We start from the raw sequence: 25,277 nt of genomic DNA on the forward strand, positions 1-25,277 counted from the left end.
GGCACCGGGGGGGCTTGGCCCTGATTGGCTAACACCACCACTGGTTGTTCGACGTCGGGGCGGTCGGGGGGTTGGTTGCGCCCCCGCTCCAAAAATGTCGGGGGGCCGCCCCCGGGGGTGCGCGGCCGCCGTCGTCCGTCCTTCCCGAACCGCTCGCGGATGGGAGTTAATTCATTCATCGGTGCCGCGAAGTAGACCAGAGACGTTTCTCCTACTGCCGGCCAGGGCGCCCCGGTCTGGATTCGGTCCGGCTGGTCTCGCGGTGGAGGTCATTGTCGAGGCCGTGGGCGGCTGCCAGCTTGGTGAGCAGCGTCGCAAGCTGCGCTGACTGGTCGCCGGTGAGCGGGGCCAGGAGTTCGGCCTCGTGCTGCTCGGCAACCTCGCGCAATGATCCCAGCACCTCCGTGCCCTCGGCCGTCAGCCAGAGCTCGTAATTCCGCCGGTCGGTGTTGCTGCGCACCCGCACCACCAGCCCCCGCCGTTCCAGCGAGTCGATGAGTGCGACGACGCGGCTTGGTACGGCCCCCAGCCGGTCGGCCAGGGAACGCTGGCTCAGCCCCGGCGCGCGCCCCAGCAGGCGCAGCACGCCGGCATCGCCCGGTGTCAGGTCGAGCTCCCGGGTGCGCTCGGCAAAGCGTGAGGATGCCAGCGCCCCCAGCTGGGACAGCAGGAATGCGGCGCGCCGTGACCGCGGAGTATCTTGTGGATCCATACCGCAATATTACTCTCTTGACAGAATGATTCCACAAGTGAATGATTCGTGTTGTGACGTGATTATCGGAAAGGCGCGATCATGACTGAGCTATCTCCTCACCGCACATTCTCGACGGCCAGGTCTGGTGGGCCGCATCCGGGCATCCTGGCCGCCGTGAGTCTGGGACTCACCGCCGCGGGCCTGGTGTGCAGCGCAGTCCTCACGGGGGGACAGACCTTCGTCTCGCCGTTTGCTCCCGCCGGGCAGGTCGCGGAATTTTTTCACGGAAACCCTGATGCCGTGCGGCTCGCCAGCCTGTTCCAGTTCGGCTCAGCGGTTCCGCTGGGCATCTTCGCTGCCACCGTCTACGCTCGGCAGCTCCGGCTTGGCGTGCGCGTCCCCGGTCCGGCAATCGGCTTCTTTGGCGGCATAGCGGCCGCGGTTTTCCTCATGCTCTCGGCCTGCGTAGCGTGGGTCCTGAGCCGGCCGGAAATCACCATCGACCCCACGCTGACCCACGCGCTGTCGTTTCTCGCCTTCATCACCGGCGGCGTGGCCTATGTTGTCGGCCTGGGGCTTCTCGTCGCCGGAATCGCCGTCCCTGCCCTCATCCTGCGCTTCGTGCCGCGCTGGCTGGCCTGGGCCGGCCTCGTCATCGCCGCCCTGTCCGAGCTCAGCTTCCTCTCCATGGTGATCGAGCCACTGCAGATCCTGTTGCCGGTGGGGCGTTTCGGCGGCCTGCTCTGGCTCGTCGCGGTCGGATTCCTGTTGCCCCGAAACCGGGCTGCCGCGAATCGCCAAGATGCCCGGGCGGACGGCTGAGGACAATGGGGTCCGGGCCGGTGGCCTGCCAGTTGCCCGCCGAGCCCGTAGGCTCCGGGCTCCGGATGATTCATAGCCTGACCTGCCCGCTGATGACTGTGCGGCTGGTTCCGCCGACCCAGACCGCATCTGCTTCGCAGGTGATCGTGAGTCGTCCGCCGCGGCCGAGGACCGTTCCCTGCTGGACGGTGTAGTCCCCATGGACTGCCCCCTCGCTGCGCAGCCACTGGGCCAATCCGGCGTTGACGCTGCCGGTCACGGGATCCTCGTTCACTCCGTGGCCCGGCGCGAACGCCCGCCCCGCACTCCTGTAAGAGCCATCCAAGCGTCAGCTCAGGCCGGGCGAGTGAAAAGGAATCCAGAATGTCACTGATTTTGGCCAGTACCAAGGAGAGGGGCGGGCCCCTGGTTCGTGGGAGTAACCATGGGCCAATCCTATGGTCGGCCTACAGCGCGGCGGCTCTCCGACTCTCCTGATGATTCGTTCGGGACCTGCCACGTGGTGCCCAGCACGGCGGTCAAGGCCATCGCGGCCAGCGCGGAGATAAGTCCAGTGCGGCCGGTGGTCAGCGGGACGTTGGGGCGGTAGATGATCATCAGGGTCCTCCTTGAACGGGTGTTCCTGTAACCAATCTCCTGCACTGGAATTGTTGGGAACTTAGGGGGACCTTTGCCGTGGCTGTGCAGTCTGGTGCCTGCTTGGTGGCACCCGTGCAGCGGCGGACGCCCATCAGGGACTTGCGGTCCACTTCCAGTCCACGGCCGAGTCGGTCAGATTGACGCGGCAGAATTTCGTGGAGGTTTTGGCGTCGTCGTGTCCCACCTTGTAGGAGAATTTGATGCCGAGCTCGTAGCCGGAGGCTTTGTCCGGGAGCGGGATCTGCTTCATTTCGCCAAGATATTTGATGCTGACCAGCGTGACTTTCGGGGCGGCGCGCAGTTGTCCGGGCGCAGGGGTTGCATGGGAGGCCTGGGCCTGCAGGTCATTCGTGCACAGGTTCTTGACTCGCTGTTGTATGCCATCATCGACAGTTCCAGCGGAGGACGCAGGGGCAGTCGGGTTGCCCGCCGCGGTCGCATCCGCGGACGCGACCGCACCCGGCAAGACTGCCGCCGTCTCCGCTGGAGCGGGCCGCGTCTCCGGGGAGCCGCACGCTCCCAGGGCCAGGCTGGCAAACAGTGCCGCGCAGACCATGGCCTTGCCGGATCGATGCATTATGCCCTCCATTGATCGTCGCCGGATTCCGTCCAGCACCTCGTATTCTCCGGAAGGGCCCTTGAAGAAATCTGGACAGTTGAAAACTGGACAGAAGAAATTGGACTGAACCGTCGCAACCGGCATCACCCGGAATGACCGGCCGCCTGCATTGCTGCTTGAAATGCTCACAGTCCGTTCACAGCGGCCCGACAGACCGTCGACAGACCCGGGTTTGAGGATGGGGAGAGGTCAACACAGGCAACAACGACGAGATCAGGATGACCCATGAACGAGCATGAATTTCCCACCCGCAGCGAAAACACTGGAACCCGCGCACGCCTGAAGACCCGGAAACGCGTCGGCGCCGGGCTCTATGTTGCCTGCCTGGTGGCTGCTGGCGGCCTCGGCGGAGGCGTGGCGGCCTCGATGTGGAACACAGCAGCGCAGGCATCCGGCACCGCACAAACGACCGAATACACGCCGGTGATCGTCAACAACCCCGACAGTGTCAGTGCGGTGACAGCCGCCGCGCAGAAAGCCTCACCCAGCGTGGTTACCATCAGCGCCAGCTCCGGCACCTCAGGCGGTACCGGATCAGGCATCATTCTGGATACCTCCGGACACGTTCTGACCAACACGCATGTGGTCACCCTGGATGGGCAGGCCGCGAACGCTGTCATCGAGGTTCGGACCAGTGACGGCAGCGTCTACCCCGGGACGATCGTCGGAACGGATCCGCTCTCGGACCTCGCCATCGTCCAAATCACTGCCCCCGGGCTGGTGGCCGCGACCCTGGGCGACTCCGGCAAGGTCAACGTCGGAGACGCCGCCATTGCCATCGGGGCGCCCCTGGGTTTGAGCGGAACGGTCACTGACGGCATCGTTTCGGCAGCGAACCGCACCATCGACACCGCGTCCTCGGCCACGTCCGCCTTGCAGAACGGGGCATCCACCGCCGCGCAGGACACCATCAGCATCAATGTCATCCAAACGGATGCGGCCATTAACCCCGGAAACTCCGGCGGACCTCTAGTGAACGCGAACGGAGAGGTCATCGGAGTCAACGTGGCCATCGCCTCGGCCGGATCCACGTCCTCCTCCTCAACCCAGTCGGGGAACATCGGCGTCGGCTTCTCCATCCCGATCAACGACGCGAAACGCGTCGCCCAGGAGATCATCAGCACGGGCACGGCAACGCACGGCCAACTGGGCGTCTCGGTCCGGGACAAGGCCTCGGGAACGTCCTCGGAGTTCTCGGCTGGAGCGGAGGCAGCCGCGGTCACCCCGGGCTCCGCGGCGGACAAAGCCGGCCTGAAGGCCGGCGACGTGATCACCGGGCTGGGCGGCCGCAGCGTGAGCGATGCCTCCGAGCTGACGGCGGCGACGCGGGAACAGGCAGCCGGGGCCACCGTCAAGGTCACTTATGTCCGCGACGGCCAGGAGCAAAGCACGGACGTCACGCTCGGCGCAGCCACTGCCGGCTAACCGCCATTCCTATTCGGCGCCGGGCTTCCCGGCGGATCCTGGCCCAGCAAAGCGCTGGAAGGATGCGCTTTGCTGGGCCAGCCGGCGCATGGCCAGGAGCACCGGTTCCAGCAGGAGGGTCCCGAGCACCACATGCCGCATCGCGGCCTCGGCCGAATCCGTCGGAACACTTTCGACGTCGGCCTCCGCGATGTCCCGCATCGCCGCGGCGTACCTGTCCAAGAGCGGCGCCGGCGCGTCAAAGCCCGCATCTGAGAGCCCTTGGAGGGCCCGGACCAGGGCGGCCCGGGTATCACGGTCGCAGGCTTCTGCGCCCCAGCCCCAACGGTCCAGGAGCTGCTGCGCGGCGGAGAGGTCGACGTCGTCCGGAGCGGTCCGGGTGACCGCATGGTGCGCGATTCCGAGCAGATCGTGGCCGGACCCGGGCGGGTTCTCCAGGCCCAGCAGCACCTCGCGGGTGGCGCTGACGCTGAGCCCGGCCGTGCCGATGAGGGCCCGGATGAGCTTCAGCCGCCGTACATGCGAGTCGTCGTAGCGTGCCTGGGTTGCGGAAGTCAGCACGCCGTCGTGAAGCAGTTTCTCCCGAAGGTAGTACTTGATGGTGGCCACCGGAACGTCCGTGGCCGCGGCCAGCTGTGAGATGCGCAAAGATTCTCCTTGACTTAGATAGTGGCACTCGCCAATATTGGGGAGTAGCGGTATCTAGTGAGGAGAAAAGTATGGCACGCATCAATGCTGGACGTTTCACGCACCGCCATTCCGGTGATCTGGTGGTCTTCCTGATCGGCATGCGCATCAACCGTCCCTGGCGGCCGGATCTGTGGCTGCCGGCCTTCCTGGCAATGCCCCGGATGCTGACCGAACTCTTCAAAGAGCCGGGTTCAGGTCTCCTTGGTTGTCGATTCGCCCTGGGCGCCGGTGGGCCGGTGATCGTGCAGTACTGGGAGTCGGTGGAGAAGCTGTATGCCTACGCGAGTGCGCCTGAGTCCGAGCACAGGCCGGCCTGGACGGCCTTCAACCGCCGGGCAAGAAAGGCTCCCAATGCGGTCGGCATCTGGCACGAGACATTTCAGGTGAGCCGTGCCGAGAGCATGTACGTCTCGATGCCCACCGAAGGTCTCGCCCAGGCCACCGAACTTGTGGCGGTCGGCCCCGGAAGCCATCACGCGAAGGACCGGCTGGCCAGCCCGCGCTGACGCCGCGGCCCCGGATCCGATCAGCCGTGGTCCGTCGCGGCGGGGATCTGGACGGCTCTGCCGCTGACCACTATTCCGCCGCCGGCGGCGGGAATGTCCACGGTGAGCAGGCCCGGCCGGCCGACGTGCCGTCCCTGGTGGATCAGGATTCGCGACGGTGGTTCCACGAGGCCCAGGATGCGCAGGTAGGCGCCGACCGCCGCGGCGGCGGCCCCCGTTGCGGGGTCCTCCGTGATGGCGCCGACGGGAAACAGGTTCCGGGCTTCGAACTCCCCGTCTGCAATCGGGTACAGGACGGCCACTGTTGCCGCCCAGCCCTGGGCGTCCATGAGCCGGCGCATGGCGTCCGGATCGAAGCCGAAGGAGTCGAACAGGGTGCGGTCGGCGAGGACCAGCACCGGATGCCAGTTCCCCGAATATGCGATCCGCGGCGGGTAGGCCGGATTGAGGTCGGGCTGCCCCACGCCGAGCAATCCGAGGAGTTCCGCCAGGACGCCGTCGTCGAATGTGGCCAGCTGCGGCTCGACGGCGGTGAACGCTGCGGTGATGTCGGCGCCGTCGCCTGCCGTTTCGATGACGACGGGACCGACGGGGGTCTCGAAGGTGAAGGATCCCGCCCCGTCGCGTGCGCTCAGCGCAATGGCCAGCGCAATCGTGGCGTGGCCGCAGAAGGGCACCTCGGCGATCGGCGAGAAGTACCGGACCCGGCTCCGGCGCGGGTCCCCGTCGACGCCGTGCTCCGTCACGAAGGCCGTTTCGGCGTAGCCGACGGCGGCCGCCACCGCCAGCATCCCGGCATCATCGAGCTGGCGGGCATCCAAGACCAGGCCGGCAGGGTTGCCGCCGTCCGGCGTCGTGGAAAAGGCCGCGTAACGGAGGACCTCGGGGGTGGTTTCCATACCCCGATCCTCCCACGCCTGATCGGGTGGTCCCGCGGCGTCGGGGCACAGCTGCGGGACCCGCCAGCCGGAGTTACTTTCCGGCCTGGGCGTCCTTCTTGCGGAAGGTTCCGGCGATGGAGAGCTTGCTCGAGTACTGGATGGACCCGTACCGGAACAGGTGGACAGCCAGCCGGAGGATGAGGAACCCGGTGATGAAGAGTTCGGCGATGATGATGAAGGACTCGGCCGGGGTGAGCGTGCCGAATCCGTTGCGGAGCAGGGCGGTCACCGGGGCCGAGAGCGGGAAGTACGTAAAGACCTGGACAATGGGCGCGCGCGGGTCCGAAATGATCAGGCTGATCGCGTAGAACGGGACGAAGATCAGCCCCATCAGGGGCCCGAAGATCGTGCCGGCGTCTTTCGCGGTGGGCATGATCGCGCCGATCGCCACCAGGACGCCGGTGAAGACGATGAAGCCGCCCAGCAGCAGCAGCGCACCGACGAGCATCGTTCCGGGTTCGAAGCTCAGATTCGAGAGGTCCAGGTCGGGTATGGCCAGTTTGTCCCGGAAGAAGGCGTAGCCGGCGGCGATGGGGGTGAGGAAGACCAGGATCTGGACGAGGCCGACCATGAACAAGGCGATGACTTTGCCGATGATCAGCGTGGTCGGATTCAGGGTGGTGAGGATCATTTCGGTGACCCGGTTTTCCTTCTCCTCCAGGGTGCTGTTGAGCATCTGGTTGGAGAGCAGAATGATGGAAACGTAGAAGACCAGCAGGAACATCAGCGGCGGCACGGCGGAACCGACGCCCCCGCTCGGTGCACCGTCCTTGAACGTCTGGGACTCTGTCTTGACGTCGCCGCTGGCCGCGGCGGTCAGCTGCGGGGAGCCGATCTCGGCCTGGGCTGAGGCGGTGAGGAGGTGCTTGGCGACGGCGTCGTACTTCCCGTTTTCGAAGATCCCCTGGTCTGTGCCGTAGACCTTCACCGGCTGCGTGGCCGGCTCGGCCGGGTACGCGAAGTACGCCTCCGTCGTGCCGGTTTTGACGTCCTGCAGGGCCTGATCCGGGTCCGCGGCTTTCCGTCCGCCCATGGCCGTGGCGATGCCATCCGCGATCAGCCCGGAGTCGTCGGTGTAGGTGAAGGACATGGCCGCGGTCTTCTGGGCGTCTTCGCTCGCCGCGGTGGAGGTGTTGCTGAGGTAGACGAGCGCGAACACGATCGCCATCAGCACCGGAATCGCCAGGGTTGCGATCCAGAAGCGGCGTTTCTTGACGGTGCGGGTGAACTCGAAGCCGACCACTGTGCCCAGGTTGTGCCGGGCGAACGGGCGGCTCGGCGGTACCGGCGGCGTGGGCGGTGCCGGCGCGGGAGCGGCGGGCTGTGTTGACGTGTGCTGGGTCATCGGGTTCAGGCCTCCGCCATGTCGTGGGACTCGCCGTAGACCTTGATGAAGACCTCGTCCAGGGACGTCCTCGCGGTGGTGAAAGACCGGACGGCCACACCGCGGCCGACGAGCTCGCGCAGGACGGCCGCTTCATCCGTGCCAGGGCGGGGGGAGAGCTCGGCGTCGCCCCCGGCGTCGGTGACGATCTCGTACAGCTCCGAGTACGGCAGGACCCCGGCATAGGAGAGCCGGTAGACGGTTCCACCGAACTGTTCCTGGACCTCAGAGACGGTGCCGTAGGCGCGGGAGGTTCCGTCTTTGAGCAGGATCACGCGGTCGCAGAGCCGTTCGACTTCTTCCATCTGGTGGGTGACCATGATGACGGTTGCGCCGGCGAGTTTCTGCTCCTCGATGATATCCATCAGCAGGCGCCGGTTGACCGGGTCGAAGCCCTTGGTGGGCTCGTCCAGGATCAGCAGTTCGGGGTCGTTCATGATGGTCACGCCGAGCTGGATTTTCTGCTGCTGCCCGCCGGAGAGCTTGTCCAGGCGCATCGACGCCTTGTCAGCCAGGTCCACCCGGTCCAGATAGTCCCGGGACCACGCCTTCGCGCGGGCCTTGTCGAGGCCTTTGAGCCGGCCGAAGTAGACCATGACGTCCAGGACGGATTCCTTCTTGTACAGGCCGCGTTCCTCCGGCAGGTAACCCAGCCGGGCGCCGTCGCGCGGATCGAAGGCCTTGCCGCCGATGTGCAGTGTCCCGGCTGTGGGCTGGTAGATCCCCAGCAGCGCCCGGAGCGTGGTGGTCTTCCCGGATCCGTTGCTGCCCAGGAAACCAAACGTTTCCCCCGCCCGGACATCGAAGGACAGGTCCTTGATGACCGTGGTGTCCCCGAAGTCCATCCGGAAATCCTTGATATGTACCAGCGGCTCCGCGGCCGCGTCCCCCAACGTCATGGCACCACTGTAACCGGCTCATCGCCGCGGCGGCGGCAACCAGCTGATAGTGCAACGGGGGCGTTTTATGCCGCTCCGATACGTATCCGGCGGTGGGTAACAGCTCGGGCCAGGGCGTCGTCGTGGGTCACCAGAACCAGTGCACAGCCGTGGCGGTCCGCCTGGCCCATGAGGGAGTTCATGGTTTCCTGCTGGGTGATGAGGTCCAGGCGTGAGGTGGGTTCGTCGGCGAAGAGCAGGGCGGGTTCGAGCAGCATGGAGCGGATGATCGCGAGGCGCTGCAGTTCGCCGCCGGAGACCTGCCCGGGTTTGCGGTGGAGCAGTGCCGGGGCGAGACGGAGTGAGGCCATGAGTTCCTCGAGGCGCTCTGGCTTGAGCCGGTGACGGCGGAGGACGTCCCCGAAGGAGTCCCGGAGCAGGACGCGCGGCGGGAATGCCGCGGCGGGATCCTGGTAGAGCTTCTGCAGGCGGCCCGCGCGCAGCGTGCCGGCATGGTGTACGTGTCCGGTGTCCGGTGGCAGCAGGCGCAGCAGCACGTTGCCGAGGGTGGTTTTGCCGCTGCCGCTGGGGCCGCTGAACGCGATCCGTTCCCCTGCGCGGATGGTGACGGAGAGGTCCGAGAAGAGTTCCTGGCCGCCGAAGGCCTTGGCGAGCCCTTCTCCGGAGATGAGCGGGCCGCCCGTTGGGGCCCCGGCGCGGACTCCCGCGCAGCCCCAGGAGTTGGTCCAGTTTGCTGGTTCGGCTGCCAGCAGCCGGCGGGTGTACGCGTGCACGGGCTCGGTGAGCACGTCCCGGGCCGGGCCGTGTTCGAGGATGTGGGCGTCTCTCATCACCAGGACCTCGCCGCCGAGCCCGCGGGCCAGGTCCAGGTCGTGGGTGATGGTGAGGAGGATGCCGCCGCCGTCGAGGTGCCGTTTGAGCAGTTCTTCCAGGGCGGTCCGGGCCTGCTGGTCCAGGCCCTTGGACGGTTCGTCCGCTATGAGGACGGGGGCGTTTCCGATCGTGGCGGCGGCGAACGCGACCCGCTGGGCCATGCCGCCGGAGAGGGTGTGCGGGAACGCGGCGGAGGCCTGCCCCAGCCCGAGGGAAGCCAGCAGGGTTCCTGCCGTCCGCCGCGCGGCCCGTTTGTCCGTCGGAAAGGTCCGGGCCCCTTCGGCGACCTGCTCCCGTGCGCGCATGGTGGGGTCAAGGGCGAGTGCGGGTTCCTGGGGGAGCAGGGCCATCTGCCGCCCCCACAGCCGGCGCCGGTTCGCCCGGTCGGCCAGATCGTAGCTTTGGCCGTCCAGGGTGAGGCTCCCCCGGGCTGTGAGGTTCGCCGGGAGGGTGCCCATGATCGCGTGGGCGAGCAAGGACTTGCCGGAGCCGCTTTCGCCGACGATCGTCACCGGACATCCGGGCTCGAAGTCCAGGGCGGACACCTCTGCCAGGGTGGTGCCGGCATGGCTGACTGTCAGGTGGTTCAGGCGCATGCTCATGGGCGGTCTTCCTTGGTTCGCAGGCTCAGCAGCCCGATCAGGAGGGTGGTGAGGACCAGGACGGGGGCGAGGGACATCCAGGGTGCCTCGTGGTAGTAGGGGAACGCCTCGGTGATCAGCAGGCCCAGTTCCGGGGTGGGGGGACGGATGCCGACGCCGACGAATCCGAGGGTGGACAGGGCAAGGATGGAGGAACCGAGGCCGAAGGTTGCCATCGTGGCCAGCAGCGGGCCCAGCTCCGGCCAGAGGTGGCGGCGGAGGACGTGGGCGGGCCCCAGTTTCAGCATCCCGGCGGCCTCGACGGCCGGCCCGGCGAGCACCAGGCCGCTGCGGGCCCGGACCATGCGGAAGTACTCCACCCACTGCGCCATGGCCAGCCCCGCGTAGAGCGTCCACAGATCACCGCTGGCGAGGGCGGAGAACATCAGGACCACCAGCAGGGCCGGCAGGGCGATGAACGCCTCGGACAGGCCATGGAGGACGGTATCGAGCCAGCCCCCGCGCCAGGCCGCGGCGATCCCTGCCAGGGTTCCTGCCAGCAGTGCCGTGGCCACGCACAGCACAGCCATCAGTAGGGACAGCCGGGTGGCGTGGGCAAGCCGGGCGACGACGCTGCGGCCCAGGTGGTCACGGCCCAGCGGCTCGGCAAGGCTGGGCGCTTCGAGGAATCGTGACAGGTTCTGCACTGCGTGCTCCGGCCAGACCAGCGGGCCGGCGACTGCGAAGAGCACCAGCACGGCAAGCAGGACCGCCGCGGCCCGTTGGGCAGCCGCTCGGGAATGGCACAGACGTGCGGCGTTCACAGGACCGCCTCCCGGCGGCGCGGGCGCGGGTCCAGGGCGAGCGAGCCCAGGTCGACCACCGTGTTCAGCGCAACGACCATCAGCGCCAAGGCCAGCGCTGTCGCCTGGATCATGGGGATGTCCCGCCAGAAAATCGCGTGCACGAGGGCGTGGCCCAGGCCGGGCCAGGCGAAAAGGCTTTCGACGACGACGACGCCCTCGATGAGGATCAGCAGTTGCACCCCGACGTAGGCAATCAGTGTCACTCCGGTGTTCCTGAGCACGTGGCGCAGGACCACCAAACGTTCGCCCAGGCCTTTCGTGGCGGCGAAGCGGACATAGTCGGACCGCCGGATCTCGACGACGGTGTCCCGGGTTACCCGGGCGAACAGCCCGGACAGTCCGACGGCGAGAGTCGCCGCCGGGAGCACAATATTGCCGGCATCTCCGTGGCCTGCCGCGGGGAGCACCCCAAGATGGACAGAGAAGGCCAGGATCAGGGCAAGGCCGAGCAGGAAGGGCGGCAGCGCCCGGGCGGCGGAGACCCACAGCGTCAGGACCCTGTCCGGGAATCCGCCCGGTCTGGCCGCCGCGAGGATCCCTGCCGTTGCGCCGACGGCAAGGGCAAGGGCCAGGGCCGTCGCGGCGAGCTGCAGGCTGCTGGAAAAATGGAGGGCCAATTCGCCGGCGACGCTGCTTCCGGTCACCAGCGACGTGCCCAGGTCCAGGGCCGCCAGGTCACCGAGCCAGTCCAGGAGCTGCGCCCACGCCGGACGGTCAAGTCCCAGTTCGGAGCGGACAGAGTCCGCCGACCCAGAAGTCACCTGGTCATAGCCGTAGCGACCCGCAGCGATGCGGAAGGCGATGTCTCCGGGCAGGCTGTGCACGATGGCGAAGCACGCCGTGGAGACCAGCAGCACCACAGCGGCGGCCTGGCCGGTGCGCTGGCGGACTATCCGGAGAGCGGGACCGGCCAAAGCCGGGGACGTGGTAGTTGAGGAATCCATCAGAGAGTCCCTGCCCTACTTGGCCCAGGCCAGGTCCGTGAGCAGCCACGAGCGTTCCAGCGGGTCCAGGACGAACCCGTCCACGCGCTTGCTCACCACTGCGCTTTGCCGGTACCAGGCCACCGGGATAACGGGCAGTTCGCCCTGCAGGATCTCTGCCACGTGCCGCCGTCCACCCCTCAGGCCGTCCGGATCGGTGCCGCCGGCCATGGTGTCCAGCGCCGAGGTCAGGGCCGGGCTGTTCCAGCCCATGGCCCCGTAATCTGCCCCGTCGGGTCCGAAGTCATCGGCAAGCGTGACCAGGGCGTCTGGAACGAGGGCGTAGTTGCGGGCATAGAGGCCTAGTTCGAGGGAACCATCCTGGTGCCCGGCCGGAATATCGCTGGAGTTGCCGACCTTCACGTCCACTGCGATCCCCAGCTCCCGCAGCTTGGCTTGAATTGCTGTGGCCAGGACCGGAAGCTCCGGGCGGTCCGGGAAGGTGCGAAGCGTGAGGGAGAACTTGCGGCCCCCCTTGTCCAGCATGCCGTCGCTGCCGGGGCGCCAGCCGGCATCGGCGAGCAGCGCCCTGGCTCCCGAAGGGTCGTGTGACAGCGGCGTGACCGAGTCCTGATGCCATTCCGGAAGGGAAGGCGGGAACAGCTGCGTGGCGGCCATCTCGGGGTCCCGGAGCAACGCCGTCGCCATCGCCTCGCGGTCCAGGGCCATGCTCAGTGCCCGGCGGACCCGGACATCGCCCAGGATGTCGTGGCCCGCATTGACCTTCAGCAGGATCGTTCGGGGCAGGGTCACGGCGGCGATGCTCAGCCGGCCGGTCTGCTTCAGGCGCTGGAGGCTGGTCGGGTCCATGCCAAAGGTGACATCGGCGTGGCCGCTTTCGGCCATCAGGGCCCGGCTCTCGGCGCGCCCGATGGCCTGGTAGCTCACCTCGGTGATGGCGGGTTTCTTCCCCTGCCACTGTTCGAAGGCCGTCAGCTCGATGTTGGCCGGCTTTTCCAGCCGCCGGACCCGGTACGGGCCCGAACCCACCACCTCGGTGACAACCCGGTCGGGGCCGTAGGAGCTGGGGGCGAGAATTTGGGTGCTGGTGTGGGCCAGTACTGCGGCCAGCGGAGCGAACGGTTGGGTCAGGTCCACCCGCACCGCCCCGCCGTCGGCACTGATGGCTTTCACGGGAGCCGCAGCCAGCGGCATGCCGGCCTTGGCGCGGGCTGTATCCAGTGCCGCGGCGACAGCTTCTGCACTCACCGGCGTTCCGTCATGGAACAGTGCGCCGGGACGGAGCCGGAACAGCCAGGTCAGCCCCTCGGAGGAGACATCCCAGCCGGCTGCAAGCCCCGGTTGCAGCGAACCCTGCGTATCGGCGTCGACGAGCGTCTCGGCAACCTGCAGCCGGGTAAAGAACCCTCCGCTGGTGGACGGGTCCAGGCTGTGGAGCTCAAACTGTCCCACGACCTTCAGCGGCCGCTGCGTTGGCTGGCTGCTTTGCATCCCTTCCCCGGTGCACGCCGCCATCACGGCGGCGGCGGCGATCGACGCGCCAAACACTCTTATCCTGCGCAAAACCATGGGCTGTTCCTTGCCAATCGTTAGATATCTGTCGTCTGCCGGTCAGCCTAAATGCAAATGATTATCAATAACAATCATGAAGGCCGCGCCTCCGGCTGCCTTGTAATTGAGAATGATTCTCATGTAATGTGGCGGCCATGCACGTCACCGTTGTCACTTCGCTCGATGTTTTTTGCCGCCAGCAGGCCTGCGCAGCCCTGGCGGCGCAGTCGCCCGGCACGATTGTGGTCTTTCACGACCTCCTCGAAGCGGGAGTGGTGGTCCGGCGCATCTTCAAAGACGGCGGCCTCCTGGAGCGCAGCGAGTCAGCTCTTGAGCACGGCTGCCTCAGCTGCACGGTGCGCCTCGACGTCGTCCCCACGGTGAACCGCCTGGTGGAGGCAGGGCGCCGCGTCGTTATTGGCCTGCCCCCTGCCGTGGCAGCGTCGGCGGCCGTGCATGCCCTGCGCGCGGGCCTCGGGAGTGCCGCCACCGTCGAGTCGGCCATCCTCGCCTGCGCCCCGGAGGCAGTCGAGGACCACATCTGGGATCACCACACACTGTTCGAATCCGGCTTCACCCCTGTCCCGGAAGACGACCGCACCCCGGGGGAATTTCTAGTCGGCGAGCTCTCCTTTAGCGATACCGTCCTGCTCGCCGACCCGGCGCTGGTGCCTGTGGACCCGCTGCTGCGGGAACGGGGGGTGCAATTGATCAAGGAACTTGCCCCGCATGCCGTGGTCACGGAAGCCGAAGACCACATCCGGCCGGGGCGTCACAACCTGGCGGAAGCAACGGCCCGGACCCTGCCCGGCTCGGTCCACATCCCGGCGGGGTCCTCATCCCCGTTCGCCACGGTCCTCCAGCGGATCGAACGGCCGCTGCACCCGGAACGCTTCCGCCATGCCCTGGCCGCCCTCGCCGAGGGAAGCTGCTGGCTTCGCGGCCGGCTGTGGGTAGCATCTGCGCCGGAGTGCAGGATCGCCCTTCAAGGCATCGGTCCGCGGGTCTGGCTGGAGAACACCGGCCCCTGGCAAGCGGACAGGAAGCCCCTGCCCGCGGCTTCCGCAGTGAATGACCCGGATCCCGTCCTGGACTGGCACGCAACATTTGGCGACCGCGGAACAGTGCTGGCCATCACCGGGCCGGATGTCGACGCCGCCGAAGTCGCCGGCCTGCTCACAGCCTGCCAGTTGACCGACGAGGAAATGGCCTCACACACCGTGTTTCCCGACCCCTTCCGCCTGTTCGAGCCCCACGAAACACCACTAAGGAGCAACCCATGAAAGTAAGAAACTCGCTGCGAGCACTCAAGAAGATCCCGGGAGCCCAGATCGTCCGCCGCCGTGGACGCACCTTCGTCATCAACAAGAAAAACGCGCGGATGAAGGCCCGCCAAGGCTGATCCGCGGCACGGTATCACCGCAGTAGGCGAGATGCCGCCCCGAAATCTGGACGTCGCCGGCCCGCCGGCGGCGTCCAGATTTTCTTCGCAGCGGTCCAAGGTTTACTGCGGGTGCATGCGGATACTCTGTGGTCGGCGGCCGGGTGCCGGGTTTAACGTCCGGAACGTGTCACCGGGCGTACTTGGTTCCACTTTGGGGCCGGGACGTCGTTGACGACAGGGGGCGGTTGGCATGGGCGCTGGCTTCGCGGGTGCATTCATGCGGTCCGCTGCGGCCGCGGCACTCGTCGCGGCACTCGTCGCGGCCCTCGCGACAGGTCTTGCGTCGGCTTCTCCGGCTGCGGCCCACGATGTGCTCGAGGCTACCGAACCGGCCGCCGGATCCACTGTCGTGTCCGTTCCGCCAACCATCCGACTGACATTCATGCACACCCCGCTCGCCTTGGGTTCGCGGGTCCTGATCCGGGACGAGACGGGCGCGAGCCAGTCTGACGGGCCGGTCGCCGTCGTCGACAATCACGTCACGCAGACCGTGCGGGCCGGCGCCCCGGCCGGCCGCTACACCGTGGAGTGGCGGATAGTGTCCGCGGATTCTCATCCGATCGAAGGGACTTTCTCCTTTACCGCCGGTGCCGGCGGCGGAGCGGGACAGCCGGCTGCCTTGTCTGTCCAGGCGAAGCCGGCTCCCGCTCAGAACCCCGGGGGAACAGTGGCGCCGCTGTGGGGCCTGGCCGCCGGCGGCGCCGTGCTGGCCGCTGGACTGGCCGGGACAGCGCTCCACGTCCGCCGCCGGCTGGCCGTGAACGACGCCGACGGTCCAGAGTCGTGAACGTCCTGCGCCGTCGCCCCGACGTCGACCGGTCCCGAGAGTTTGTGGCGCATCCCAGCCCTGCCCCTGGATCCCGGAAAGGACTGCCCGCGATGACGCGCGCTCCCTTCCGGCTGTTCCGTACCGGGCTGATCGGATCCGTCATTGTGGCGCTGGCCGCCGGGGGTCACCTGGCCGGCGGCGGCGGCCGCCTGCCGGAGCCGGTGATCGTGGCGGCGCTGTGTGCCGTGGCGATGGTCCCGGTGGCGGTCCTGACCCGGTTCCGGCTGTCCTTTGCTGTCTTGGCCGGGCTGCTCGGCGCGGGGCAGTTGTGGCTGCACTGGTCCTTCGATGCGCTGTCCTCGGCTGCGCCCGTGAGGATTCCGGACCCGGGGGTGTATGGACACGCCGGCCATGCGGCCCAGGGCCTCGCCCCCGAGCTGGCCGGCCAAGCCATGCAGGCAACCTCTGTTGATATGGACGGGGCGATGGTGGCCGCCCACGCGGTGGCGACCCTGGTCACCGCGCTGCTGCTGGCCCGCGGCGAGCGGGCCCTGTCCACGCTGGCCGCCTGGCTGCGCCCCCTCGTGCAGCCGCACGAGCCTGTCGCCGTCGCAACGATCAGCGTCCTCGGGCCCCGCATAGCCAACCTGACGCTCCCCATGGACGGGGTTGGCCGGCGCCTGCCGACCCGTCGTGGACCTCCGCGGCTGGCACCCGCCGCCTGAGCGCAGCCCCTTTCGCACCGGATGGGGACAGCAGGCGGCCACCTGCTGCTTTGCCCGGACGGACACCGTTCCGGCCGGTCCCTGACCCGTTTTTCTTTGCGAAAGGCACGAATTGCCATGAAGACCTCGATCAGCCGTACCCTCAAGACCGCCGCGGCCGCCACGATGACCGCCGGCCTGCTCGCCGCCGGCGCCGCGGCCGCCTCCGCTCACGTCAGCGTCAATCCGGACGACCCGGCTGCGGGTGGCTACACGCACTTGACGTTCAACGTTCCGAACGAATCCGAGACGGCCAAGACCAGCGAGCTCGAAGTCACTCTCCCCACGGACACCCCGCTGACCTCCGTGTCGGTGAAGCCCATCGAGGGCTGGACCGCCGTGGTGACCACGAGTGACCTGCCGAAGCCGGTCACGGTCGCCGGCGCCACCGTCACCAAGGCCCCCAGTTCCGTGGTGTGGACCGCCGATGCCGCCCACCAGCTTGGACAGAACGAATACCAGGCCTTCTCCCTCTCCGTGGGTGTCCTGCCGGACGCGGGCACGACAGTGGTCCTGCCCGCGGCCCAGACCTACACCGACGGGACCGTGGTGAAGTGGGACGAGAAGACCGTCGAGGGACAGGCCGAGCCCGAGCACCCGGCACCCTCGTTCGTGACCACCGCCAAGGATGCCGAGACCGCCGCATCCGCCCCCACAGTCGCCCCTGCCGCAGTGGTGGAACCGGCAGTGTCCCAGGCGCCGGCCGGCGCCCCGGCAGCGACTGCGAGCACGCCCACTGATGCCGGCTCCACCGCCGGATGGTTCGGCCTGGCCGCTGGCCTGATCGGACTCGCCGCCGGCGTCACCGCCCTGGCCCGCACCCGCGCTGCCAACGGCAAAACAACAGGCAACTAGCCAAGGGCAAGTAAAACGGTCAGAACCTTTGCAGGACACCCGAAGACCCCGCCGCCGGCCCGCCAGCGACGGGGTCTTTCGGCCAATGCGCCCACCACTGTCTCAGAGGACAGCAGTGGGCTTCGCGCGTTCCAGCTGCGGATCACTTTTTCGCCGGCATCATCGCCTGGTGCGGGACACCCTCAGAGCTGAATTAACTCGGCAGACGCGCACCGAACCAGCCGGGCGCACCCGAGGCTAGTGTCTGTTCCGGGGAGCCGCCGGTGGAACCCCGGAGCCCGCGCGGTGAAGCAGGGCCAACGCCCTAGAAACCGACGTGTCCGTTTTGGCAACGAGCAGCGCAGTCAGCAGGGCAGCGGCGACGTGAGTATCCAGCATCAATTCCTGCCCGTGCCCATGCCCGGGCACACCCGAAAGCACCGCAGTCAACTGCCCGGGCTGCCAACCTGCCGTTGCGTGATGACCGGGCGGTAGAGGACCGGAAAACGACCCGGCGAACCGGTCGAACGCCAGGTGCAACACCTGCTGGGCCAGGCCGCAGAGGACCAGCAGCAACCAGCCAGGAATCCTTACACGGGCGGCCAGTGAAGCGCACATGCTCAGCAGGGCCATCAGCGCTACCAGAACCGGGACTGGAGGGGCGCCGCCACCCGAGAGGAGGTGGGCCGCCAGACCCAGCCCGACCGACACCGGACCCACTTCCCAGGCTGCGAAGCCGGGTCCGCGGACGAAGCTCAGCTCCTTCATGCCGGCACCTGGTTACGGCCCTGGATGGATTCCTCCATGTCACCCACAAGAATCGCCAACCCCTCAGGAGCGGAAAGGGAAAACGTGCGCCTGACCCACCTTCCCTCCATCGTGCCGCGCTTTCGCGCGCAAAGAAACACCTGCAACCTGCCGTACCCCCGTCCCCGGAAGGCGGGGGCCCTCCACAGGGGGCAAGCGCCGTGTATTCGCCAAGTCGACTGGAGCCCACCAGGGCGGGCCGGACGGCAAGATTCGCCGGTTCGGTTCATGGGCCGCCCGTGCAGCGCAGAAGTTAACATGATTTGGTGCGGATCCAAAGATGACAGATGATTCAACTGGATGACAAAAATAGTTGATTCAGATTCACCATTTTTGTCATTCGAATCAACTGGGCGACGCCCGTCGCACGACGACCCCGAGGTCCGAAAAAGCAGGCAGCGGGGAACGCCGTCGTCCTTGACTTGGGGGAGGCCAGGAATGGCTGGACTATTCGAACTCTTTCTTGACGCGCACTCACGGTACAGGTTCCAGTTGAAGGCTCCTGACGGGACGGTTATGGCGGTTTCGAAAGCCTTTGAGGACAAGCCGTCGGCGGTGTCAGGGATCGGACAGGTGCGTGACTACGCGGGGACGGGACTGGTCCGGGACTTATCGGCGGGCGAGCCGCCGACGTCGGGGTAAGTTCTCGGACGGTCCGGCCTGCCGACTCAGCCGGTCCGCGTCCTAATCCGTTCGCGGACGATGGGTGGGGTACCCGGCCGGATCGTGGCTGGCTAGGCTGTCTCCATGGACGGGAGCGAGACATGACCCAACGGACCTACCCGCAGGGCGTCCCGTGTTGGATCGACACCGAGCAGCCTAACCTCGAGGCGGCCGCCGAGTTCTACGCCGGAATCTTCGGCTGGACGTTCGAGGATGCGATGCCGGCGGGAGCTCCGGGCCGCTATTTGATTGCAAAGCTCGGCGGGCAGGACGTCGCTGGGATGGCCGGCACCCGGGAGGGCGCGGCGGCGTGGAGCACCTACGTAGCCGTCGAGGACGCGGATGCCGCCGTGCAGCGGCTCGTCGCTGCCGGCGCTACCGTGCGATCGGCGCCTGCCGATGCGGGAGAAGGCGGCCGCAGTGCGGTGCTGACCGATCCGGGAGGGGCCGAATTCCGCATCTGGCAGGCCAGGCGACGTTTGGGGGCACAAGTGGCCAATCAGCCGGGCGCCTGGAACTTCAGCGACCTCCACACGCCCAATCCCACTGCGGCCATTGCGTTCTACGAGGACGCCTTCGGCTGGCAGGTCGACGACCTCGGCTTCGCGATGATGATCCGCAGGCCCGGTTATGGTGATCACCTTGAGGCGACAGTCGATCCCGGCATCAGGGCGAGGCAGTCAGAGCTGGCCGCCCCACCTGGCTTCGAGGATGCGATCGCCTGGATCGCGACCACCGCCCCCGGCAAAATGCCGCGCTGGCACGTCTCGTTCACCGTTGTCGACCGGGACCAGACGGTGGCTGATGCTAAGCGACTCGGCGCCCAAGTCCTTAGCCAGAGCGACACTGAGTGGACGCGCACGGCACTGATCCGGGACCCCCAGGGAGCCGAGTTTACGGCGAGCCAGTTCACGCCGCCGTCGGGATAGCCGATCCTTCAACGGAGGCAGCAACGGACGGCAGCCACGGGCTGCTTCACGGCTGGCTGCTTCACGTCGTCGAGTGCTCGCGCACGCGCGCGAGCCATTCGACCACCAGGGCATGAGTAAGCGTGGATTGCTCGTGTAATAGGGCGTGGCCTGCGCGATCGAGGACAGCAAAGGTGGCGCGGGGGTAGTGCTCGATCAGCTCCCACGGGCCCGTGTATCCGGCGGTGGCGTCCTGTCGACCTGCCAGAATCAACACGGGATGAGGATAGATTTTCGCAGCTTCCGGGCGATCCCGCAGCTCCCACTGCGAAAAGATCCGCATCAGGCCTGGCTCGTCAACGAGTGGTGCTGCGGGTGCCACAGACTCCTGGAACCGGCCAAGGGTAACGGGTGTCTGCACGACGAAGTAGCTGCGGTAGGAAGCCTCGAGCTCCGGACCCAGTTCGCCGGTCAGATCGGCCGACGAAACAAGAACCCGGTGCTCTGGCACGGTGCTGGTATGCGCGCCAACCGGGCAGACTAACGCCAGTCCGACAACCTGCTCAGGTCTCCGATTGGCAACCGCACGGGCCAAGTACCCGCCGTACGACTGGCCCATGACGAGCAACGGTTCATCACCAATGGTGGCGTCGATGAGGCCGAGCAGAAGGTCCAGGACGTCATCGTTGCTCGTGATCGTCTCGGGCGCCGGTGTGCGGCCCATCCCTGGCAGGTCCGGATAGAGGCGCCGAAAGCCAGGAACGCTGGAGAGGATCGGTTCAAGAGCGCCGGCGATCTCGCGATGATCCACCCCAGCGCCGTGCAGAGCGAGAACCGGCGTGCCGCTGCCGTACTCGGCGTAATGCACGGGCACTCCGCTGACCGTAGCCTCCATCCAGACAGTGTAGATCGCGGCGGGGCAATGAGGCCTCGACGCACTAGGCTTCGGTTTGTGACTTCGAGTTCTGTCCCCGGCCGCGTGGCGGCCGGACGTCGACGCGTGGAACTGGCCGCTGTGTCGGGCATGGTGGGCGCAGTCCTCTTTGTCGCCGTTTTCACCGTCTTCGGGTGGCTGTGCCCGGGTTACTCCCCGACGAGCATGTTCGTCAGCGAATTGTCCCTTGGCCCCTACGGCTGGGTCCAGATGCTCAACTTCGTTCTGACCGGGGCCTTGATGGTGGTCTTCGGTCGCGGCCTCGCGGCCCACTTCAGCGCCGGGGCGGCTTCCCGGTCCGGGCCGGTGCTTGTGCAGTGCATGGGGGCCAGCCTGATGGTGTCCGGACTGTTCGCCACCGATCCGTCGGCGATGTTCGACCAGGCCAGTGCCCATGGTGTGGTGCATGGGATCTTCGGGGCGCTCTTCTTCACGCTCGCACCCGTTAGCTGTTTCGTTTTCTACCGGCGCTTCCGCAGCGACCTGCCCTGGCGCCCCATGGCGGGATGGACGCTGGCCGCCGGCATCGTCCTGACTCTCGGGATTGGCCTGCTCAAGTTCAGCCAACAGCCCGGGAGCGTTCTGTTCGACTGGAAGGGACTGCTCCAACGCATCATCCTGGTCACGTTCATGGCCTGGATGTTCGCGGTCGCGTGCGGGCTGCGCCGCCGCTATCGGGGCGAGGCGCCCAGCCCGCAAGTCCAGGCGTAGGAAGGTGCTCTTGCCAGCCGCGCCTTCTGGCCGGACGCGGTCCTTGGGCCATCCGGATTGCACCCAGTAGCGTGATGGGATGGCCGAGGACGAGCAGGAGCTGACGGGTGGAAATGCGTCCGAAAGTGATGTGCGCATTGGCGGGACCGTCAGAAAACCCTGGCTGGAAAACTCTTCCGCAGTACAGAGCTATCTAGGTGTCTTGCGGTCGTCCGGGGTGGATGTTCCTCGGCCCCTGGGCCGTGCAGTCGTTCGGCCTGCTGTTCGACGGGCGGCCGGTGGAAGACGCTGCCATGAGATTGCGTGCCGTTGACGTCCGATTCAGCGGCACGGAACACGACGGCGGAACGGTCAGGCCAGGTTTTCCTTGAGCAGGGCGCGGTGTTCGATGGCGGCTTCCCGGTGGAGTGCGCGGCCGGCGTCGGTGAGTTCGAGAAAAAGTGAGCGGCGATCATCTGCGCAGGAGTGGCGGGAGATGAGTCCGGCCTTGTCGAGCCGATCCACAACCTTGGACATGGCGCTTTGGGTCATGGGCGTCCGTTCGCCCAGTTGTTTCATCCGGCACGCGGCATCCGCGCTTTCGGCCACAAGATCCAGGATTTCGAACTCTGTCAGGCCGATGCTGAACCGCGCTTCCAGGGCACGGTCGATCGCGCCGGCGGTGCGGAAATAGGTGCTCTGGATGTTGCGCCATTGCTCAACCAGCTGTCGGTCCTGCGGTGTTGCCATGCTGCGATTCTAGTTGATGACGAATTAAAAGTCCACGTCATAATATTCCTTGTCATTCAATGACGCGTCATATAAGTTGGTGCCATGACTTCAACTTCCACCCTCGAAAGATCCGCAGGCGAACGGCTTGACCCCGTCCGCTGGACCCGTGCGCAGTGGATGCTGCTCATGGTCCTGTGCACCGTTCTGGCGCTTGACGCGCTGGACGTTTCCATGGTCGGCGTGGCACTGCCCTCGATCGGCACCGAACTCCACCTGGGAACCGAATCCCTCCAGTGGATCGTCTCCGCCTATGTGCTCGGTTACGGAAGTCTGCTCCTGCTGGGCGGCCGGATGGCGGACCTCCTGGGCCGGCGGCGCATCTTCCTGATTGCACTGAGCGTCTTCGCCGCCGCGTCCCTGCTCGGCGGCCTCGTGGATGACCCGGCCCTGCTGATCGCCACCCGGTTCGTCAAGGGACTGGCCGCGGCATTCACCGCCCCCGCCGGTTTCTCCATCATCACTACCAACTTCGCGGAAGGGCGCGAACGCAACCGAGCCGTATCCATCTTCACCACCTTCGGCGCAAGCGGCTTTTCACTCGGCCTGGTCGTCGGAGGGCTCATGACTGCCATGAGCTGGCGCTGGACCTTCCTGGTCTCCGTGCCGGTGGCAGTCGCCGTCGTGATCCTTGGCCTCAAGTACATCCCCCGGGACGGCGCCGAAGGCAAGGCCGCAGGCAGGGAATCTGACAGCGGCCATGACATCTGGGGCGCGGTGACACTCGCGGCCGGCATGCTGGGGCTCGTGTACACGCTTGTTTCGGCACCCGGAAACGGCTGGGGATCTGTGGCAACTATCGCCGGATTCGTGGCCTCCGCAGCGGTGCTGGCGGCCTTCGCGGTGATCGAGAACCGCGTCCGGCACCCGCTGATCAGGTTCAGCATCCTCAGGGAAGGCTGGGTGGCGCGGGCGAACCTCAGCGCCGTCGGGCTGTTCGGCTCATACCTGAGCTTCCAGTTCATCCTCACGCTCTACCTGCAGTCCGTTCTGGGATGGAGCCCCCTCGGCATGGCCCTGGCGTTGCTTCCCACGGGCCTGCTGGTGGCCTCGAGCGCTCCTTTCGCGGACCGGCTTATCGACAGGTTCGGCGCCCCGCGGCTGATCCTGACCGGCTTGGCCTCGCTGGCGCTCGGCTACCTGCTGTTCCTGCGCGTGGGCACCTCGCCCAACTACGTGACGGACATTCTGCCGTCCGTTCTGCTGCTGGGCGTCGGCTTCGCACTGGCTTTCCCGTCCATCAACGTCCAGGCCACCGCGGGCATCCGGAACGCTGAACAGGGTCTGGCGGCCGGCCTGATCCAGACCAGCACCCAGGTGGGGGCCGCCCTGGTTCTCGCCGTCACCACAGCCATGGTCAGCGGCCACAGCGGCGCGTCCGCCGGCGGCGCCGGCCCGAATGCGGCGGCAATGCTGGAACAGTACCGGCCGGGCCTGATCCTGAGCGCAGCCGTGGCGGTCGCAGCCCTGGCCATCGCCGCGATGCCCTCGCGCGGCAGGAAGCGGGCCGAAGCAGAGCTCCAAGCCGCCTGAGACGGTTCACGGGTGACCACAGACCCCGTGGCGGGAGCATTCGGCGCTCCAGCCCGTCGGGGTGACCTGGACCTTCATCCGCCTGCGGCACTGGGCGCAGTAGCGCGGCGGTTCCAGCACCAGCTGTTCCCGGCAGGGAAGGTGAGAGTCCGACGACGGCGCGGCGCCGCCGTCGTCGGGCTTCCCGCAGTGCCCGCAAAAAGTACCAGGGGCCGGATCCGCCGGCATGCCGGGGACGCGCGGTTTCTCCGTTGACGATGTCACAGCGACTTCTGGAACTCCTTGATGGGCATGTTCAGCTCGACCAGCAGGCTCAGGTCCGCGTCGGCGGGGCGGCCCAGCGTGGTGAGGTAATTGCCGACGATGACGGCGTTGATACCGCCGAGGAGGCCCTCCCTGGTGCCGAGGTCGCCGAGGGTCAGCTCCCGGCCGCCGGCGTAGCGCAGCACGGTCGTGGGCATGGCCAGGCGGAACGCGGCAATCGCGCGCAGGGCGTCTTTGCCGTCCATGATCCCCTGGTTTTCGAGCGGAGTCCCGGGCCGGGGGTTGAGGAAGTTCAGCGGGACCTCATGGGGTTCGAGGGCTGCGAGCTGGGCGGCGAGTTCGGCCCGCTGCTCGAGGGATTCGCCCATTCCGATCAGGGCTCCGCAGCAGAGTTCCATGCCGGCAGCCTTGACCATGGTGCAGGTCTCGAGGCGTTCCTCGTAGCTGTGGGTGGTGACCACCTCGGGGAAGTAGCTGCGGGCAGTTTCCAGGTTGTGGTTGTAGCGGTGCACGCCCCAGGCCGCGAGCTGGTCCACCTGGCGCCGGGTGAGCATGCCCAGCGAGCACGCGATGTTGATGTCCACCTCCTCGTTGATGCGGTCGATCGCGAACTTGATCTGGTTCATCAGTTTGATGTCGGGTCCGCGGACGGCCGCCACGATGCAGAACTCCGTGGCCCCTGTGGCCGCGGTTTCCTTGGCGGCCCTGACCAGTTGCGGGATGTCCAGCCACACGCCGCGGACGGGGGAGTCGAAGAGTCCTGACTGGCTGCAGAAGTGGCAGTCCTCCGGGCAGCCGCCGGTCTTGATGGAGATGATGCCCTCCACCTCGACGTCCTCGCCGCAGTGCCTGAGCCGCACCTCATGGGCCAGCTGCAGGGCCGCGGGAAGTGCCTCATCGGGAAGGCGCAGGACCTCAACCAGCTGCTCCTGCGTCAGACCCCGGCCTTCTTCCAAGACCTGGTGGCGGGCGGTTTCGAGAATCTCGTACCGGGTGGTTGCCGGATCTGTCTGCGTCGTCATTGATCATCCTTTGCGCTGGCTATGGTTCTCTCTCAACGCTGACGCTAGTTTCCGGGGGAGGGCAGGATTTTGTCGGGTAGCTACAAGCGGGCGGCTTGCGGATTGGTCGGCACCCCTGCAGGGAGCCCTGCTGGGAGCCGTGCCGGCGCCCGGGGAGCCCGCCTAGGGAGCGCGCGGGGCCCGCCTAGATGGCTGTCGAGCCGGGGTAGAGAATGGAAAACAGGCCCGTCTGGGGCGGGTGCTGGCGGCGGACAGCGAGCCAGGCGTCCAGTTCCGCAGCGGGGACCGGCCTGGACATGAAGAAGCCCTGCGCCGCGTCGTAGCCGTAGTCGCTGAGGGCGCGGAAGGCACCAGGACGTCCTCGGTGATCTCCAGGACGAGGACCGAGGGTGACAACGAATTCGTCGCCGCCCATTCGGGCC

Annotated in this window: 29 protein-coding genes; 12 read left to right on the plus strand and 17 right to left on the minus strand. The window is 67.1% G+C overall.

The genetic code is table 11. The features are described from left to right. Window positions 1-211: 211 nt before the first annotated feature. Complete coding sequence (locus ACFVTM_RS01370) at window positions 212-712, minus strand: MarR family winged helix-turn-helix transcriptional regulator (RefSeq protein WP_390201532.1); 501 nt, start codon at window positions 710-712, stop codon at window positions 212-214. An 81-nt stretch (window positions 713-793) separates the two neighbouring features. Between ACFVTM_RS01370 and ACFVTM_RS01375 the strand changes: the two genes are divergently transcribed. Further along, the gene (locus tag ACFVTM_RS01375; protein ID WP_390201533.1) at window positions 794-1,516 is read left to right on the plus strand and encodes a hypothetical protein; all 723 of its coding nucleotides are present in this window, start codon (window positions 794-796) and stop codon (window positions 1,514-1,516) included. 70 nt (window positions 1,517-1,586) lie between these two features. Here ACFVTM_RS01375 and ACFVTM_RS01380 read toward each other — a convergent pair whose 3' ends face one another. The 3 genes from ACFVTM_RS01380 to ACFVTM_RS01390 all read right to left on the minus strand — a co-directional run bounded on the left by ACFVTM_RS01380 (window position 1,587) and on the right by ACFVTM_RS01390 (window position 2,732). Then, entirely contained in the window at window positions 1,587-1,841 is a 255-nt protein-coding gene (locus ACFVTM_RS01380; RefSeq protein ID WP_390201534.1) for a PhzF family phenazine biosynthesis protein, read from the minus strand. Window positions 1,842-1,951: 110 nt separating this feature from the next. Further along, window positions 1,952-2,113, minus strand: coding sequence for a hypothetical protein (locus ACFVTM_RS01385; RefSeq protein WP_390201535.1), 162 nt, complete (start codon window positions 2,111-2,113; stop codon window positions 1,952-1,954). A 133-nt stretch (window positions 2,114-2,246) separates the two neighbouring features. Beyond that, window positions 2,247-2,732 carry a hypothetical protein gene (locus tag ACFVTM_RS01390; protein WP_390201536.1) on the minus strand — a complete coding sequence of 162 codons (486 nt, stop codon included), beginning with the start codon at window positions 2,730-2,732 and terminating at the stop codon, window positions 2,247-2,249. Between the two features lie 267 nt (window positions 2,733-2,999). Here ACFVTM_RS01390 and ACFVTM_RS01395 point away from each other — a divergent pair, with 267 nt between their 5' ends. Continuing rightward, window positions 3,000-4,199, plus strand: coding sequence for a S1C family serine protease (locus ACFVTM_RS01395; protein ID WP_390201537.1), 1,200 nt, complete (start codon window positions 3,000-3,002; stop codon window positions 4,197-4,199). A gap of 9 nt (window positions 4,200-4,208) precedes the next feature. Here the strand turns inward: ACFVTM_RS01395 and ACFVTM_RS01400 are convergent, their stop codons facing one another. Beyond that, window positions 4,209-4,847, minus strand: coding sequence for a MerR family transcriptional regulator (locus ACFVTM_RS01400; protein ID WP_390201538.1), 639 nt, complete (start codon window positions 4,845-4,847; stop codon window positions 4,209-4,211). A gap of 71 nt (window positions 4,848-4,918) precedes the next feature. On the opposite strand from ACFVTM_RS01400, the gene ACFVTM_RS01405 reads away from it, so the two are divergent. Next, on the plus strand, window positions 4,919-5,395 hold the full coding sequence (locus ACFVTM_RS01405) for a DUF4188 domain-containing protein (protein WP_390201539.1): 477 nt from the start codon (window positions 4,919-4,921) through the stop codon (window positions 5,393-5,395). 20 nt (window positions 5,396-5,415) lie between these two features. Here ACFVTM_RS01405 and ACFVTM_RS01410 read toward each other — a convergent pair whose 3' ends face one another. The 7 genes from ACFVTM_RS01410 to ACFVTM_RS01440 all read right to left on the minus strand — a co-directional run bounded on the left by ACFVTM_RS01410 (window position 5,416) and on the right by ACFVTM_RS01440 (window position 13,452). Further along, entirely contained in the window at window positions 5,416-6,294 is an 879-nt protein-coding gene (locus ACFVTM_RS01410; RefSeq protein WP_390201540.1) for a PhzF family phenazine biosynthesis protein, read from the minus strand. Between the two features lie 73 nt (window positions 6,295-6,367). Next, complete coding sequence (locus tag ACFVTM_RS01415) at window positions 6,368-7,681, minus strand: ABC transporter permease (protein WP_390201541.1); 1,314 nt, start codon at window positions 7,679-7,681, stop codon at window positions 6,368-6,370. A gap of 5 nt (window positions 7,682-7,686) precedes the next feature. Next, window positions 7,687-8,619: an ABC transporter ATP-binding protein gene (locus ACFVTM_RS01420; RefSeq protein ID WP_390201542.1), complete on the minus strand. Its 933-nt coding sequence runs from the start codon at window positions 8,617-8,619 to the stop codon at window positions 7,687-7,689. Between the two features lie 65 nt (window positions 8,620-8,684). Continuing rightward, window positions 8,685-10,094: an ABC transporter ATP-binding protein gene (locus ACFVTM_RS01425; protein ID WP_390201543.1), complete on the minus strand. Its 1,410-nt coding sequence runs from the start codon at window positions 10,092-10,094 to the stop codon at window positions 8,685-8,687. Beyond that, complete coding sequence (locus ACFVTM_RS01430; protein ID WP_390201544.1) at window positions 10,091-10,897, minus strand: ABC transporter permease; 807 nt, start codon at window positions 10,895-10,897, stop codon at window positions 10,091-10,093. The genes ACFVTM_RS01425 and ACFVTM_RS01430 overlap by 4 nt, the downstream gene beginning before the upstream one ends. Beyond that, window positions 10,894-11,883 carry an ABC transporter permease gene (locus tag ACFVTM_RS01435; RefSeq protein ID WP_390201545.1) on the minus strand — a complete coding sequence of 330 codons (990 nt, stop codon included), beginning with the start codon at window positions 11,881-11,883 and terminating at the stop codon, window positions 10,894-10,896. Before ACFVTM_RS01435 ends, ACFVTM_RS01430 begins: the two co-directional genes overlap by 4 nt. Window positions 11,884-11,898: 15 nt before the next feature. Further along, window positions 11,899-13,452 (minus strand): ABC transporter substrate-binding protein, encoded by a 1,554-nt coding sequence (locus ACFVTM_RS01440; RefSeq protein WP_390201546.1) that lies wholly within the window; start codon window positions 13,450-13,452, stop codon window positions 11,899-11,901. 137 nt (window positions 13,453-13,589) lie between these two features. On the opposite strand from ACFVTM_RS01440, the gene ACFVTM_RS01445 reads away from it, so the two are divergent. From ACFVTM_RS01445 to ACFVTM_RS01465, 5 genes are all read left to right on the plus strand, one after another. Next, complete coding sequence (locus ACFVTM_RS01445) at window positions 13,590-14,717, plus strand: GTP-binding protein (protein ID WP_390201547.1); 1,128 nt, start codon at window positions 13,590-13,592, stop codon at window positions 14,715-14,717. After that, entirely contained in the window at window positions 14,714-14,836 is a 123-nt protein-coding gene (ykgO, locus tag ACFVTM_RS01450; RefSeq protein WP_078029447.1) for a type B 50S ribosomal protein L36, read from the plus strand. The genes ACFVTM_RS01445 and ykgO overlap by 4 nt, the downstream gene beginning before the upstream one ends. 232 nt (window positions 14,837-15,068) lie before the next feature. After that, window positions 15,069-15,665, plus strand: coding sequence for a copper resistance protein CopC (locus ACFVTM_RS01455; protein ID WP_390201548.1), 597 nt, complete (start codon window positions 15,069-15,071; stop codon window positions 15,663-15,665). A 92-nt stretch (window positions 15,666-15,757) separates the two neighbouring features. Then, entirely contained in the window at window positions 15,758-16,372 is a 615-nt protein-coding gene (locus ACFVTM_RS01460) for a hypothetical protein (RefSeq protein WP_390201549.1), read from the plus strand. A 117-nt stretch (window positions 16,373-16,489) separates the two neighbouring features. After that, window positions 16,490-17,266: a YcnI family protein gene (locus ACFVTM_RS01465; RefSeq protein WP_390201550.1), complete on the plus strand. Its 777-nt coding sequence runs from the start codon at window positions 16,490-16,492 to the stop codon at window positions 17,264-17,266. A gap of 237 nt (window positions 17,267-17,503) precedes the next feature. Here the strand turns inward: ACFVTM_RS01465 and ACFVTM_RS01470 are convergent, their stop codons facing one another. Beyond that, window positions 17,504-18,013, minus strand: coding sequence for a hypothetical protein (locus tag ACFVTM_RS01470; RefSeq protein ID WP_390201551.1), 510 nt, complete (start codon window positions 18,011-18,013; stop codon window positions 17,504-17,506). Between the two features lie 477 nt (window positions 18,014-18,490). Here ACFVTM_RS01470 and ACFVTM_RS01475 point away from each other — a divergent pair, with 477 nt between their 5' ends. Both ACFVTM_RS01475 and ACFVTM_RS01480 read left to right on the plus strand, forming a co-directional pair. Further along, window positions 18,491-18,694: a YegP family protein gene (locus ACFVTM_RS01475; protein ID WP_390201552.1), complete on the plus strand. Its 204-nt coding sequence runs from the start codon at window positions 18,491-18,493 to the stop codon at window positions 18,692-18,694. 122 nt (window positions 18,695-18,816) lie between these two features. Continuing rightward, window positions 18,817-19,644: a VOC family protein gene (locus ACFVTM_RS01480; RefSeq protein WP_390201553.1), complete on the plus strand. Its 828-nt coding sequence runs from the start codon at window positions 18,817-18,819 to the stop codon at window positions 19,642-19,644. A 61-nt stretch (window positions 19,645-19,705) separates the two neighbouring features. On the opposite strand, the gene ACFVTM_RS01485 is transcribed toward ACFVTM_RS01480, so the two are convergent. Next, the gene (locus ACFVTM_RS01485) at window positions 19,706-20,491 is read right to left on the minus strand and encodes an alpha/beta fold hydrolase (RefSeq protein ID WP_390201554.1); all 786 of its coding nucleotides are present in this window, start codon (window positions 20,489-20,491) and stop codon (window positions 19,706-19,708) included. 84 nt (window positions 20,492-20,575) lie between these two features. Between ACFVTM_RS01485 and ACFVTM_RS01490 the strand changes: the two genes are divergently transcribed. Continuing rightward, window positions 20,576-21,268, plus strand: a complete 693-nt coding sequence (locus ACFVTM_RS01490; protein ID WP_390201555.1) for a DUF998 domain-containing protein — start codon at window positions 20,576-20,578, stop codon at window positions 21,266-21,268. 351 nt (window positions 21,269-21,619) lie between these two features. Here ACFVTM_RS01490 and ACFVTM_RS01495 read toward each other — a convergent pair whose 3' ends face one another. After that, entirely contained in the window at window positions 21,620-21,997 is a 378-nt protein-coding gene (locus tag ACFVTM_RS01495; RefSeq protein WP_390201556.1) for a MarR family winged helix-turn-helix transcriptional regulator, read from the minus strand. Between the two features lie 84 nt (window positions 21,998-22,081). Here ACFVTM_RS01495 and ACFVTM_RS01500 point away from each other — a divergent pair, with 84 nt between their 5' ends. Beyond that, on the plus strand, window positions 22,082-23,569 hold the full coding sequence (locus ACFVTM_RS01500; protein ID WP_390201557.1) for an MFS transporter: 1,488 nt from the start codon (window positions 22,082-22,084) through the stop codon (window positions 23,567-23,569). 260 nt (window positions 23,570-23,829) lie between these two features. Here the strand turns inward: ACFVTM_RS01500 and bioB are convergent, their stop codons facing one another. Then, window positions 23,830-24,855: a biotin synthase BioB gene (bioB, locus tag ACFVTM_RS01505; protein WP_390201558.1), complete on the minus strand. Its 1,026-nt coding sequence runs from the start codon at window positions 24,853-24,855 to the stop codon at window positions 23,830-23,832. Window positions 24,856-25,039: 184 nt separating this feature from the next. Further along, window positions 25,040-25,270 (minus strand): hypothetical protein, encoded by a 231-nt coding sequence (locus tag ACFVTM_RS01510; protein WP_390202120.1) that lies wholly within the window; start codon window positions 25,268-25,270, stop codon window positions 25,040-25,042. Between the last annotated feature and the right edge of the window lie 7 nt (window positions 25,271-25,277).

Origin of the sequence: Arthrobacter sp. NPDC058130 (genome assembly GCF_042884475.1) — a bacterium.
In the GTDB taxonomy this organism is placed as follows: domain Bacteria; phylum Actinomycetota; class Actinomycetes; order Actinomycetales; family Micrococcaceae; genus Arthrobacter.

Excerpts from the sequence above, each read along its gene's own strand:
- ACFVTM_RS01475 (WP_390201552.1), top strand. The coding sequence starts at position 18,491 with ATGGCTGGACTATTCGAACTCTTTCTTGACGCGCACTCACGGTACAGG.
- ACFVTM_RS01410 (WP_390201540.1), bottom strand. The coding sequence starts at position 6,294 with ATGGAAACCACCCCCGAGGTCCTCCGTTACGCGGCCTTTTCCACGACG.
- ACFVTM_RS01385 (WP_390201535.1), bottom strand. The coding sequence starts at position 2,113 with ATGATCATCTACCGCCCCAACGTCCCGCTGACCACCGGCCGCACTGGA.
- ACFVTM_RS01415 (WP_390201541.1), bottom strand. The coding sequence starts at position 7,681 with ATGACCCAGCACACGTCAACACAGCCCGCCGCTCCCGCGCCGGCACCG.
- ACFVTM_RS01390 (WP_390201536.1), bottom strand. The coding sequence starts at position 2,732 with ATGCATCGATCCGGCAAGGCCATGGTCTGCGCGGCACTGTTTGCCAGC.
- ACFVTM_RS01420 (WP_390201542.1), bottom strand. The coding sequence starts at position 8,619 with ATGACGTTGGGGGACGCGGCCGCGGAGCCGCTGGTACATATCAAGGAT.
- ACFVTM_RS01470 (WP_390201551.1), bottom strand. The coding sequence starts at position 18,013 with ATGAAGGAGCTGAGCTTCGTCCGCGGACCCGGCTTCGCAGCCTGGGAA.
- ACFVTM_RS01465 (WP_390201550.1), top strand. The coding sequence starts at position 16,490 with ATGAAGACCTCGATCAGCCGTACCCTCAAGACCGCCGCGGCCGCCACG.
- ykgO (WP_078029447.1), top strand. The coding sequence starts at position 14,714 with ATGAAAGTAAGAAACTCGCTGCGAGCACTCAAGAAGATCCCGGGAGCC.
- bioB (WP_390201558.1), bottom strand. The coding sequence starts at position 24,855 with ATGACGACGCAGACAGATCCGGCAACCACCCGGTACGAGATTCTCGAA.
- ACFVTM_RS01480 (WP_390201553.1), top strand. The coding sequence starts at position 18,817 with ATGACCCAACGGACCTACCCGCAGGGCGTCCCGTGTTGGATCGACACC.
- ACFVTM_RS01455 (WP_390201548.1), top strand. The coding sequence starts at position 15,069 with ATGGGCGCTGGCTTCGCGGGTGCATTCATGCGGTCCGCTGCGGCCGCG.
- ACFVTM_RS01510 (WP_390202120.1), bottom strand. The coding sequence starts at position 25,270 with ATGGGCGGCGACGAATTCGTTGTCACCCTCGGTCCTCGTCCTGGAGAT.
- ACFVTM_RS01375 (WP_390201533.1), top strand. The coding sequence starts at position 794 with ATGACTGAGCTATCTCCTCACCGCACATTCTCGACGGCCAGGTCTGGT.
- ACFVTM_RS01445 (WP_390201547.1), top strand. The coding sequence starts at position 13,590 with ATGCACGTCACCGTTGTCACTTCGCTCGATGTTTTTTGCCGCCAGCAG.
- ACFVTM_RS01460 (WP_390201549.1), top strand. The coding sequence starts at position 15,758 with ATGACGCGCGCTCCCTTCCGGCTGTTCCGTACCGGGCTGATCGGATCC.
- ACFVTM_RS01405 (WP_390201539.1), top strand. The coding sequence starts at position 4,919 with ATGGCACGCATCAATGCTGGACGTTTCACGCACCGCCATTCCGGTGAT.
- ACFVTM_RS01425 (WP_390201543.1), bottom strand. The coding sequence starts at position 10,094 with ATGAGCATGCGCCTGAACCACCTGACAGTCAGCCATGCCGGCACCACC.
- ACFVTM_RS01495 (WP_390201556.1), bottom strand. The coding sequence starts at position 21,997 with ATGGCAACACCGCAGGACCGACAGCTGGTTGAGCAATGGCGCAACATC.
- ACFVTM_RS01435 (WP_390201545.1), bottom strand. The coding sequence starts at position 11,883 with ATGGATTCCTCAACTACCACGTCCCCGGCTTTGGCCGGTCCCGCTCTC.
- ACFVTM_RS01440 (WP_390201546.1), bottom strand. The coding sequence starts at position 13,452 with ATGGTTTTGCGCAGGATAAGAGTGTTTGGCGCGTCGATCGCCGCCGCC.
- ACFVTM_RS01395 (WP_390201537.1), top strand. The coding sequence starts at position 3,000 with ATGAACGAGCATGAATTTCCCACCCGCAGCGAAAACACTGGAACCCGC.
- ACFVTM_RS01370 (WP_390201532.1), bottom strand. The coding sequence starts at position 712 with ATGGATCCACAAGATACTCCGCGGTCACGGCGCGCCGCATTCCTGCTG.
- ACFVTM_RS01500 (WP_390201557.1), top strand. The coding sequence starts at position 22,082 with ATGACTTCAACTTCCACCCTCGAAAGATCCGCAGGCGAACGGCTTGAC.